Origin of the sequence: Agrobacterium sp. SORGH_AS_0745, assembly GCF_030818995.1 — a bacterium.
In the GTDB taxonomy this organism is placed as follows: domain Bacteria; phylum Pseudomonadota; class Alphaproteobacteria; order Rhizobiales; family Rhizobiaceae; genus Agrobacterium; species Agrobacterium tumefaciens.
In genome coordinates this window covers 65,464-77,698 of sequence record NZ_JAUTBI010000001.1, presented here as the reverse complement: position 1 = coordinate 77,698, position 12,235 = coordinate 65,464, and the positions used below count along the sequence as shown (strand labels likewise).

At 51.2% G+C, this 12,235-nt stretch carries 10 protein-coding genes; 3 read left to right on the top strand and 7 right to left on the bottom strand.

Annotation, left to right across the window (positions count from 1 at the left end):
• Positions 1–17 precede the first annotated feature (17 nt).
• From QE432_RS00400 to QE432_RS00390, 3 genes are read left to right on the top strand one after another with little or no spacing between them, the layout of a single operon-like run.
• Positions 18–806: an SDR family oxidoreductase gene (locus QE432_RS00400; RefSeq protein WP_306622784.1), complete on the top strand. Its 789-nt coding sequence runs from the start codon at positions 18–20 to the stop codon at positions 804–806.
• 2 nt (positions 807–808) lie between these two features.
• Positions 809–2,416: an LTA synthase family protein gene (locus QE432_RS00395; protein WP_306623922.1), complete on the top strand. Its 1,608-nt coding sequence runs from the start codon at positions 809–811 to the stop codon at positions 2,414–2,416.
• Entirely contained in the window at positions 2,413–3,702 is a 1,290-nt protein-coding gene (locus tag QE432_RS00390; RefSeq protein ID WP_111801883.1) for a capsule biosynthesis protein, read from the top strand. The genes QE432_RS00395 and QE432_RS00390 overlap by 4 nt, the downstream gene beginning before the upstream one ends.
• An 18-nt stretch (positions 3,703–3,720) precedes the next feature.
• Here QE432_RS00390 and QE432_RS00385 read toward each other — a convergent pair whose 3' ends face one another.
• The 7 genes from QE432_RS00385 to QE432_RS00355 are packed head-to-tail and all read right to left on the bottom strand — an operon-like array spanning position 3,721 to position 12,196.
• Positions 3,721–5,988 (bottom strand): glycosyltransferase, encoded by a 2,268-nt coding sequence (locus QE432_RS00385; RefSeq protein ID WP_306622780.1) that lies wholly within the window; start codon positions 5,986–5,988, stop codon positions 3,721–3,723.
• Between the two features lie 5 nt (positions 5,989–5,993).
• Positions 5,994–6,800: an ABC transporter permease gene (locus QE432_RS00380; RefSeq protein ID WP_065660361.1), complete on the bottom strand. Its 807-nt coding sequence runs from the start codon at positions 6,798–6,800 to the stop codon at positions 5,994–5,996.
• Positions 6,801–7,910, bottom strand: a complete 1,110-nt coding sequence (locus tag QE432_RS00375) for a hypothetical protein (RefSeq protein ID WP_306622774.1) — start codon at positions 7,908–7,910, stop codon at positions 6,801–6,803.
• A 6-nt stretch (positions 7,911–7,916) separates the two neighbouring features.
• Positions 7,917–9,179: a capsule biosynthesis protein gene (locus QE432_RS00370; RefSeq protein WP_306622771.1), complete on the bottom strand. Its 1,263-nt coding sequence runs from the start codon at positions 9,177–9,179 to the stop codon at positions 7,917–7,919.
• A gap of 36 nt (positions 9,180–9,215) precedes the next feature.
• A complete protein-coding gene (locus QE432_RS00365) occupies positions 9,216–9,869 on the bottom strand; it encodes an ABC transporter ATP-binding protein (protein ID WP_306622768.1) in 654 nt (217 codons plus the stop codon).
• A gap of 6 nt (positions 9,870–9,875) precedes the next feature.
• Positions 9,876–11,150, bottom strand: a complete 1,275-nt coding sequence (locus QE432_RS00360) for a capsule biosynthesis protein (protein WP_153793739.1) — start codon at positions 11,148–11,150, stop codon at positions 9,876–9,878.
• Entirely contained in the window at positions 11,147–12,196 is a 1,050-nt protein-coding gene (locus tag QE432_RS00355) for a hypothetical protein (protein WP_111801878.1), read from the bottom strand. Before QE432_RS00355 ends, QE432_RS00360 begins: the two co-directional genes overlap by 4 nt.
• Positions 12,197–12,235 lie beyond the last annotated feature (39 nt).

Below are 12,235 nucleotides of genomic sequence, written 5' to 3'. Positions count from 1 at the left end.
GGGTTTGGAAACGGCCTATGCCTCACATTATTATCACGGGCGGATCGAGTGGTATCGGCCTGGAGGTCGCCAAAATATATTTAGGTAGAGGCTACCGGGTTTCTCTGATTGCCCGCAGGCGAGGGATGCTTCTTACCGCTGCCCGTTCGCTCACCGGGGCGGATCTCGTGACAGGGGGGGGCGTGTTTATCGCCTCGGCGGATGTGAACGATGAAAGAGAATTGAGAGAGGCGATTATTGCCGCTGAAGCGAATCACGGTCCCTGCGATGTACTGGTGGCGTCAGCCGGGCGGGTTGATCCGCAAGAGTTCGATGCTCAATCGGCAGATATTTTTGAGGCACAATTATCCGTCAATTTTCTTGGATGCGTGAACGCGGTTCGGACGGTCCTTAAAGGGATGAAAAAGCGAGCCAGCGGCCACATCATGCTTGTGTCGTCCGGTGCTGCCCTCATCGGCATTCCGGGCTACAGCGCCTATTGTGCGTCGAAATCGGCGCTATCTTCATTTGGGGAATCCCTGCGGATTGAGGTCGCGAATGCAGGCGTCACCGTCGGTGTTAGTTTTCCGCCCGATACGCTCACGCCGCAATATGAGCGTGAGATACCCCTGCGCCCGCAAGCTGCCCGGCGCTTGATGGGTGCAGTTGCGCCTTGGCCAGCTGATCAGGTAGCGAGAAAGATTGTCATTGGTATAGACAGGGGGACGGCGCAAGTGCACTTTGGGGCTTCCTTGACCCTTCTATCGTGGTTTTCTGCATTCATAAAACCGGTTTTATATCGGCGCTTGCAGCGGATGCAGGCTTGACGATGGAATTACTCCTGTTCGACATTTCGTTTCACGAGGATCAACCCGTTTCTCTTACGGCGGTATCCTTTGTCGTGGCAGCAATGATTGTCTACCTGACCGATCCGTTCGCCATGCCGAAACGGGTCAGGCAGGAAAATCGTCTGCAACACAGCCCCCAGCGGATTGTTGTCGAGCAACTCGCCAGGCTTCCAATCATAATGTTCGTGTATTCAATTTTCTTCGCCATATCCTGGCGACCGTTCTACTCTGGACTTGGAACGGTCAGCTTTTTCGTGATCTTTACCGGCATATCACGAGCAAAATATATTTTTATCCGCGAGCCACTCGTATTCTCGGATATCGCGCTGGTTGTTGATGTATTCAAGTATAAGAGCATTTTTTACGCGACGAACTTCAATGTGCTGTTCTGGATTATGGCGCTGTCGTATGTCTTTGGCGTTTCCGCTCTGTTTATGATTGCCGAGCCCTCGATTATACCGTCGCATCACACATGGTTGTGGATTCTAGTCGGTGTACTCGTGCCGAGCCTCTGCATTCTCATGCTTTTTGTAAAGCCGATTGGACATGTCGCGGCATTGGTCGCGCAATGGCTTCTCAGGACACTCAACGTGAAGTCGAACACCACCCGGTTCGGAACCTTCACCTCCGTCAGCTATCATTTCATGATGTGGCTTGGCATGAGGCGAGAGGCGATTATTGAAGAACTCGCCAAGGGCCTTCAAAGCGTTATTCACGATTTTTTAGGGGAGCCCAGCCGTGAATCGCCTCTGGTGATTTTCTGGCAGTCGGAATCCTTCATGGATCTGCGCAACATCGGATGCGACGACCTAAAACTCCCGACCATCGATGTTTTAAAGGAGCGGGCCGCGCAGTGGGGCCGGCTTATCAGCGTATTTGAAGGTGGTTATACGCTGAGGACCGAGTTTGCTGTTCTGAGTGGTCTCCAGCCGGACGACGTTCACGCCGATGCCAGTTATCCTTATCTTCGCGCGTCGCATTACGCGGATATTGTGTGGCCCAATAAGCTGCGGAAGGTTGGATGGTATACACATTTCATCCATCCGTATGACCGAACCTTCTTTCTTAGGCACAAGGCCATGCCAATTTTCGGTTTTGGCGAAATGACGATGCTCGATGATTTCGATCACGTTCCTGCACGTGATGGTGCCTACGTGTCGGACATGCGCCTGACCGAGAAAGTTCTGGAAATTGCCGAGGGATTGGAGAAACGGCAGTCAGCCCTTCTTTTCGTAGCTTCCATGGCCAATCACGGCCCTTGGGAGGCGGGTCGCGTCGAAGGCATGAATGATCCGATTGAGATATACAAGGAACTATTGCGCAAAGCGGATGATGCCTTAGCCCGTCTTGTCGCGGAGTTGGATAAGTATGATCGTCCGGTCTGGCTAGCATTTTATGGCGACCATGCACCGCTTTTAAAAGAATACGCCGACCCTTTCCCTGACCCTCGCACAGACTATTTTATCGTGCCGCTCGCTAGAGCAAAAGAGAGCAAGCACGTCGCAACGGCATCTCGTATCGAGGCGCCGTGGACATTGTTCGAGACGCTCCTTTGGCATGCGCATCTATACAAGGAGCGATTCAAATGACTTCGCAGGGACCTTATCTCTTTCTCCAAGGGCCTGCTTCTCCGCTTTTTTCCATGATCGCCGAGAATCTCACTCGGGCAGGTAATACGTGCTATCGCATCAATCTCAATTTCGGCGACCAGCTCTTCTGGAGCAGGGGAGAGGCAGTCAATTATCGTGGCCGTCCGCAGAACTGGGGCAACTTCATCCGCAAGTTCCTGAAGGATCAGGATATCAAAACCATCATCTTGTTCGGTGAGGAAAGACCATACCATCAGGAGGCCATTATGGCCGCCAAGGCGCATGGTATAGCAATCGTCGCGATCGAGATGGGCTACCTGCGTCCTGATTGGGTCACGGTGGAGATGAATGGCACATCGTCCAATTCCCATTTTCCAAATGAGCCGGGGGTGATCTTGTCTGCCGCAGCCCTCTTGCCCGAAATTGACCGGACACCCCGTTATCGCCAAACCTTTCTCGCAGAAGCGCTGTACGATCTCGCCTACTATCTTCCCTCTGTCTTTTTCCGCCCACTCTATCCTCATTATCAGCGGCACTCGTTGTTTCATCCTCTGGTAGAGTATGCAGGCTGGATCCTTCAACTCGCGACAAAGCAACACCGAGCATCCAAGGCGCAAGAAATGTTGTTCGCGTTAAAAAAAGCGGATCAACCGTGGTTTGTGTATCCGCTTCAACTTGAGACGGATTTCCAGCTTCGTGCGCATTCGCCCTATCGCAGCCAAAAGCAAGCTATTGCCGAAGTGCTGACCTCTTTTGCCTCTTTTGCCCCAGGAAATACTCGGCTTGTGATTAAGGTGCACCCGCTTGACAATGGACTAATTTCATGGCGCCGATTTATAGATAAAATGTCGAAGAAATTGAGCATTGGCGATCGGGTCGATTACTTTGGTGCAGGTGACCTTGCCGCGTTGATTTCTGGATGCTCTGGAATTGTCACTGTCAACTCTACCGCAGCCCTTCATGGGATTTCTGATGGAATTCCGGCCAAAGTGCTTGGAACGGCGATTTACGACGTCGCCGGTATGACGGATCAAAAGAAGCTGGACCAATTTTGGCAAGACCCTCAAAAACCAAATAAGGAATTGGCGGCAGCGTTCTATCGTTTGTTGGCAGCTTCAATCCAGGTTCGAGGCAATCTCTCTTCAAAAGCAGGTTCTTCGGCGGCAGCTGAAGGCATCGCAGTGCGAATACTCGATGGAACCGTAAACTCTCCGGGTGGGGACAGCGGTCATGCCCCCCGGAAAAAGCCTGAGAAACATTCACCCCGATTGTACCTCGAAGCCTGAGGTGGGAACAGGTGGAGGTTATCCATCTCTCTCTGTCGGCCTGTCTCGCGCTGTTGCAGAACTAATCTGGTTACGATCGCGCGTGGGCTGGATCCTAAGACCTGCGCGGGCAGGCGCAAGGTGAACGGGCAACTCCAAACCTGGCGTCGAATGCCTCTTTTCGTAGCCTGGATTGATAGAAGGATCGTCAAATGTATCAGTGCCGTGCAATAGGCGCAGGTTTTCTTTTTCCTGTTCGAAACGGCGTTTCTTGTCTCCAACGAGATCTGACCCACGAGAGGCTGACTCATGATGGTACATGCACGCAAACGGCGTCCACACAATCCTGAAGCCCGCCTTATGGGCCCTGATGCAATAGTCAACATCGTTATATGCGACGGCGAAATTCTCTTCGTCCCAAGAACCAACTATCTCCTTACAATCTCCGGATATCAACATTGCAGCGCCAGTCACACACGTTACCGAGTTTCGCAAATGCAGTCGATTCATTGGTCCTCCGAAATTGGCTGGCTTGTTGAGATACCAGTGCCCAGCTAATCCGCCAAAACCAACAATCACTCCAGCATGTTGAATTTTCTTATTAGGATATAGAAGCTTGGCGCCGACAATCCCCGTGGCGTCAAATTTCAGGCACGAGACCATTTCTTTCAGCCAACCTGCATCGATAACTTCAATATCGTTATTGAGTATCAGGAAGTGTTCGCCAGAGGACTTTTCCATCCCGCGATTTATCGCCCGGGCGAAATTAAAAGCCTCTTCGGCTATGGTGACTGAGAAGTTCTTTTTTGATTCCGTGTAGCTTCGATATAGTTCCAGAACGCGTCGATCAGTGGTTCCATTGTCAATAACAATGACCTCTAGGTTTTGGTAATCTGTTTCCTCAAACAGTCCTTTGAGGACAGTGCTTATGAGGTCGAAACTATCTCTACTAGGGATGATGATCGAAATTTTCGGCCAGTCGAGTCCTTTGGGAAGAGAAAACTCCACGCGGTGGAGGGTTTCGGTTAGGGCCGGGACGACTTTGATCACCTGGCCTTCGCGCTGAAATCTCTCTGAAAGTGCAAGACGCGCGGCTTCAGTCGCTTTATCCATAAAACGGCGGGAGTAGGTCTGGCCGGTCCGGCGCCACCAATAGGCAGGATAGGGGATATGGATAACATGCTGCTCTGGAATCCCCTCAAGATAACGCAACAGAAGATCATAATCCTGCGACCCATCGAAAGCCGTTCTGAGATATCCAATCCTACGTAAACGATCATGACGATAAACTGAGAAGTGGTTGATGTAATTCACGCCCGTCAGCAGGACCGGGTCGAAGGCAGGCTTCAGCATTAATCCATCAGGAACAAGGCGATCATTGACGACAACCTCATCCGTATAGAGGAATTGGCATTGAGGGTTTGCAACGATCGTCGCAGCAATCATCTTCAAAGCATGCGGAGCGATAAGGTCATCATGGTCGAGCAACGTCACCCACGTGCCTGAAGCCAGAGCGAGGCCCTCGTTCGTCGCGTTGGCGATACCTCTATTCACGCCACTACGAGCAATCTTGATGGTGTTGCGCTTGGCCAGTACCTCATAAAATCGCAACGTCTCTTCTGAGGTCGAGGCGTCGTCACTGAGAATCAGTTCGACGCCCTCTGTGTGCTGCGTCTCGAATGACTTCACGAGATCGTCGAGGTAGCGCTTCGGGGCATTATAAACCGGGACTACAATACTGAGCCATACATTGTCATTTGGCTCAGGGCGAGCAACGTGTAGTTTTTGCGCCAGTCCATACTGTGTATCGATAAATTCTAGGACCTGTGATTTAGCATGTCGGAGGCGAGGCGATGGCAGCTTGAGCCGAAACCGCGGCAGTCGGCCGATATCCCAGCGTTTCGCGCTCTGCATATCGGCTTCCATTCTGAGCTTGATCACATGTTCTGCGCTATCCCAGTTTGGAAAGGCCTCTATCTGGAATGAGAACTCCCCAGGTTGAGCCGATGGATCTATCCGCAGGGACTTCACTAAACCCAAACGTCCAACATCTGCGGTTACAATGAAACTGTGGCCGGGTTCGTGCTGCACTGTATCGCGCTCTCGGTAACCGTGCCCCCTGTTCAGGTAGACTTTTGGCTCGATCATCTCTCCATCCGTTGTACGGAGAAACGCGACCAGTATTGGCTTTCGAAGGGTGTTGAAGCGGATATCAAAAAATGGGTCGTCGCCGGTGCTTTCCCACCGGTTGGGATCGATAAGATTGATTGAAATAAGATCTCTGCTGGAGCGAATTCGCAATGTCATATCTATTATCCTTCCAGCATTTTCATTCTCAGCACCCTTTCCAGAAAGAGGCCGGAACACAAAGATATTGCACCAAAACCAATGATATAGTTCCTGTCTAGCCATTTGTCGCTGTACCCCGGGTAATAGGCAAGACGCATCCATTCCACTGCATGGAAGGCCGGGTTCCAGGACAGAATGTAAGCAATGCGCTCGGGAAGAGCAGCAGAAACAAAAAGGGTGCCAGATGAGATGTAGACAACGATCATAGTCAGCGCATAGATCGTTACGAAAAAGGGCGCGAACATTGCGATTACACCGGCAAGGAAACCGACACCGACTGCTAGCAGAATAATTGCAAGATAGGCATATACCGCCTCGAAAGGATCTGCCGGAAAGGGATTGTCGCCAAGTGCGAGCAAAATCATGAACATAAAAAATAATGTCAGAGCTGCGGCCACGACTTCCAGAAAAGCGCGTGCCATCATAATGTCGACTACCGTAACAACGGGAAACGATAGCATAGTGCGGTTCATGATCAGCGACAGCGACATGAATCGCGAAACGTACATGAACGCCAGCGTCGGGATTAATCCTGTCGCAAAAAATACGTTCAGGCTGTCACCATACGGCGCTTTACGGCCCATTACCGTATAGATGGTTAACAGAATAAGCATATGAGCGAGAGGCCACAGGGAGACGAGCAAAAACCCTAGCCCGTGATTGAAAAAGCGGCTGCGCATATCCCGAAGGATGACAGCTGTCATCACATTTTTTTTTTCGGAAAGTGCATTGCGGATACTCGTCCGCTCAATAGCATTATGCCCTGTCATTCAGGTGTCCTGGGATCTCTGCTCATTCCGGTGGAACGGGAACTGGCTTGGAGTTTTCGCGAGATGGGCCATAATCGAAGCTTCGGTGGCATTTCTGGCCTTGCGTCGCAGCTCGCTGTTCCTCGCAAGGTTGAGAATTGTTTCTAGCCAAATTCTTGAGTTGTTCTCAATCAATATCTCGCCGGCGGATTCGGCCTCACCGTAGACTTGTCCACTAGAAAAAATTGCCGCGGCTCCCATGCGAGCGCAATCGAAACGTTTCGTGCCGGATCTGACATTGTTCATTCTGCTCTGTAAGAGAGGAACCAGCAGAATATCAATATGCTGTTGTTTCGTCTCAGACAGGTACTGGTTCCAACTCCTGTGAGATTTTACGGTCAAGCGCCGTGAGGGAAGTCTTGCACTGGTCCATAATCGTTCCAGCCGATGCGATGACGCCGTTACTTCGAATGACAGGTTGGGACACAGCGCCAGAGCATCTCGCACAATTGGGACGAGAAATTCATGTTCCAGATCGTGGTTGCCCGTTGAATGAAACGCCATTTTCACCTCTTTCCCATCGCCTTCGAGTGGCGAAGGTGTGTAGGTGTCAGCGGGTGGGAAGGGTGGAAGAACAACGGGTTGACGCGCGTCGTCCCTCTTCAATCTGTCAGCGAGGCGGGGAGTCGAGACCCATATATCAGACAGGATATTGTTTAGGACAGGGATGGGCACAAGCCCGATCGCAGCCAAGTACGCCTTGTACCCGAGCGTTCCCTCCTTGTCGACGACAGTTGCGGCAATATCGTCATCGATCATGAGACTGGTCCCTGCGAAACTTTTTCGATGCCTGTACATCCAAAGTAACTGTCGAGGTCTGATATATCGACAAACGATCACAAAAAGGCCGTCAGGATCGACGTCACCGAGGAACTCGTCGAGATTGCGTATTTCTGCGGGAATGGGCGTTCGTTTAAGCCTCTCTTCAAGATAGTAACTGAAGGTAGGGTTTGGCCCATTGCGAAGCACCAGCAGGCGCCGGATTGATATTTCATTGTTGATCGGGCCCACTCTTGCCGTCGGTTTCGGCAATGCAGCATAAAGGCGTTGTCGGATTGAGCTGTCAGCCATAGGACTTCATTGCATCAGACGGCTGCGGGCAAAGTAAAGCAAACTGGTCGCTGTAGCCCAAGTGATCAAGCTAGCAATGGCGGTCAGGCTTATCCAGAGAAGACGCTTCGGATAGTTCGCTTCATCCGGAACACGCGGTGCGAGAAAACTGTCAAGATAGAGAAGCTGTTGTTTGCTGATAAAACGGACCTGCTCAAGTGTCCTGACACTGGACGAGAACTGTTGTTCGGCAAGGTTTTGGGCCAATTCAAGCTGTGAAAGGTCCTGTGATACGTCTGCTAGACTACGCTCACTCCCGATGCCGGCGAGTTGCGCATTGAGATCGGAGAGCTGCTGTTCCTTGCTGCTGATTTCGCGTTTCAGCACGCGCATTTGCGGCGAATCAGCGGAGACAACCGCAATCTGCGAATTATATTGCTGTTGAAGATTTAACCGTTCATTCTCGATTGTTCCGATCAAAGTCGTGATAATCTGGGAGCTACTGCTGACGCTCAAAACGCCTTCTCGATTGCGGGCCGCAGCGACCGTTTCGCGAGCCTTTTGAAGTTGTTGTTTTGCGTTTTCAAGGTTTGTCTCGGCGGTTGCAATGACATCTTTCCATATACGATTGTTAACCTGGTTCACAACAACCTCGGACGCTTTCACGATCTCGCCTACCAGAAGTGCTGCATCCCGGGCAGCAAAAGCCCTGGCCTTTACCGTGACAATCCCGCTTGATGCATTGACGGTCGCTGTGACCATATGCGCCCAGTAATCCCTCGTCTCCTCGGCAGTTGCATCGCCGGGGAGGCGAGCCCACCAGTCAATGTCGGCACTACCAAAAAGCTTCTGCAGGTCAATGTTGCGGTCACGCAACATATCGATCATTTCGTGGCTGTTGATGAAGTTAGTTACAATTTGAGTGTCCTGGACGATTTTTGCAGAAGGAACGCCGGTCACTCGCGCAATCTGGTCTCTGCCGAGGGCCGGTGTCGAGGAACGGACAGTAAAACGAGTTTCCGATTCATATTGATCGGAAGCAAAGATGCCATAATAAAGCAATGCGGTTACGTTCGGAATGGCAAAAAGAAGGACGGCAAATAAGAGCACGGTCGCTGTGAAAAGTCGGTCACCCAGCCTAGGCCGAAGGCCGACTGCCTTAAAAAGGCTGCTTCTTGAAGAGGTTGAAAAGCGGAGTTTACGCGCTGACGAAGTCAGTCGCTGGGAAATAACTCTACTGGCCTCAAGCCCGCTCACCGGTCCATTGCTGCTTTCATTCTGCGGCGCCAAATAAGCCTCCATAATGTATCGCGTCGCGATAGATAGCTATCTGTTGAGGCGGTAATAGGCTTCGATTCCAAGCTCAACGTCATCGTAATACATCATTCGGCCATCCACGAGCAAAAAAGCTTTTTCGCAATAAGCCTTTATCGTCTCCATACCGTGAGAAATCATGATGATGTCAGAATTCCTACGCCTGCTGTCAAATGCCTCCTTGCAACGTTTTTGGAAGCGTGCGTCGCCAACGGCCGTGACTTCGTCGACAAGATAACATTCGAACTCGATGGCCATGGAAAGACCAAAGGCAAGACGAGCACCCATGCCAGATGAATAGGTCCGAACAGGCGCGTTGATATAGTCACCCAGTTCTGCAAATTCTTCTACGAACCTTGAGACGCGTTCGGGATTTTCACCATATGCCCTGGCGACGAAATTGAGGTTCTCTTTGCCGGTCATTGCAGAGTTGAAACCGCCGGCAAAGCCGAGCGGCCAGGAGACGCGAACGTTTTTGCTGATATGACCAGAGTTCGGCAGTATTGTTCCTGCTATCATGCGCATGGTTGTTGATTTGCCAGCACCATTGACGCCGAGGATTCCATAGGAATAACCGCGTTCGAATTCGAGGCTCACCCGATCGAGAATTACTTTCTTGTGGCTTTGGGTTTTGAAGTGTTTCGAAACATTCTGAAAACGGATCATTTTGTTCTAGAGCCTGTGATCTTCAACCGACGCCCAGGCAAGCGCGAGAATGGTCCAGGCTGTGAGCAATCCAAGCATAATCAGAACAGGCGAAAGGAAGCGACGCGGATAGAGCGCCTCTTCTGGCAAGGCCGGATTGACGAACACCGTGAGATAAAGTGCCTTCCGAAGAGCCGCGGCAAATGCCTGATCATAGTTTCGTCTCGCGGCTTCATAGAGCTTCTCCGCCACCACGCGATCTGTCTCAACTACCGAAAAATTCGATATGACATTGGCGAGCGAAGCGTCGGCCCCGCCCGTAATCTGTGCACGGATACCATCGATCTGCTGATTGATGCTTTCAAGGCTAAGGCTCAGTTGTCGATAGCGCGGAGAATCCGTATTTTTAGCTTGGCGCAGCACAAAAATTTGGCTTTCCATTTCGAGCTTTCTGCCTAACAGCCCAGTGAGCAAAGTACCTTTCTGTTGAGCCTGTTCGGTCGGATTCAGAAGACCGCTACCTTGTTGGAATCGGTTCAGGTTACCAAGTGCCGCTTGGTACAAGCGATCCGTTCGTTCTACTTCGTCGCGAAAACTCGACATCATATCTTCGCGCGCGCGAACCGTCAGTTCATTGACGAGCTTTTCGCTTTCTTCGAGGATAGCTTTGGCAAGGTTCACAGAATCCTCGGGTGTAAAGGTCTGAACCTTCAAGATGATAATCCCGGAGGGTCCGTCGATGTAGGCTACTACGTGTTTCATCCAGTATTTCAGGAAGTCTTCATGAGAGCCACGCTTGTCGAACCGCGCCAAAAAATCCGCGTCATCTCGCTGAAAAATAGCCCGATAGTCAATTTTGCCGTCCAGGCGTCGTAAAATTTCAGCCGAGTGGATAAAACTCGTCACAACATACGCGTCCTGGGAGGACGACTGCATGCTCATGATCCCGGTATCGACCCTTTCACTTGAACCATCATCTGCCAAGGATCGCACGGCGAAGCGGGCCTCCGATGTATATTGATCGGACGCAATCAAGATGAAATATATCAGCGATGCCAAGAACGGAATTAGAACAAGCAGCACAAATGAAATAAGACCCCATGGCGTCTTGCCGCCATGTTGGAGCTCGGGTTCGTTTGCGGTCTCGATCTCGATCTGGGGCGGAGCCTTCGTGAGTAGACGCCTTCTTCCCGACTCATAGAGACGAAGCCACCCCGTCGTTTTTGGTGTCTCTTGAAGTTCGAGCGGAATTTGATCGGTTTCCGCTTTGGTTTTCGCGGACTTCGTAATCGTATCGGTCATCCCTGCACCTTAACATCCGGCGCAACAGCTTGGCGCACATAGTGGTCGAAGATGAGATCTTCTTCCAGCATCGTCTCAGCAACAGGTATTTGGCGTAACCTCAAGGCCAAATCTTTGAGGATAGAGTGCTTGCTGACCACAGGGACGTCAATGGGAGGTACAGAAAGAAGCTCCCCCACGCCTTGTTGGAAATGAACGCTATTGTCTCCATGACCAACAACGGTAAAGCGGGCAAGTGCGCCGATCGCCGGCGCAATATCTTTACGTGTTATTCTTTGCTCGGGATATGTACAGACGAATTGCTGTGTGATGGGTGAAATCAGCACCCGTCGGACCTTATCCGGTGCCTTCTGTAACGCACGTTTCAATGCCCGGTCATCCGCTAAGTTAATTTCAGAAAAGTATTCAGCAGCAGGGGATAAGATCAGTCGATCACGATCTCCAAGGAAATTTGGCATGCTTCTGGTGAGGCGATTGAGGGTAAAGAGGCGGCAAGCCATCTCGTAGTACGGGTCGGGAATATCGGCGATAGCCTGGAATCCCCTGTCAAGGAAGTCTTCGTAGTTGCGCAGCAGAATCCTGCCGCTGATATAGACCGACGACCCTGCATTGAGGTGAAATGCCTGCATTGTCGTTTCGTGACCAAAACGTTCTACGCCTGAAATAGCGTACTGAAAACTTTCTTCACAAAAAGCGTCGAACTTCATCATCGGCAAAATGCTAAGCTCAAGACGCAAAATCTTGTGTTGAACCGGATTGTCGATCGGCGAACGACGATAGATCAGGAGGCCCGTTTTTGAATCTCGAATAGATAGTCTCCGCTGCTTGGCGAGATCCAAAATTCGGGTTGCATCAATCCGGAACCCAACCATCCCGGTCGCATGGCGACCTGATTGCACGACAGCTGGTTTCGGTTGGTCACACGCAATTGCCACGTCTCTGCCATCGTCCATAGTGACGAAGATCGTAGCTTCTTCAGAAAAGCCGTCGGGGATCAAGTACCCCTCTATGACGCTCCCATGATCATATTCGACGTTGAACAGCAATCGTCCGAGTCCGCTCTTACACCTAAAGTCACCACCCTA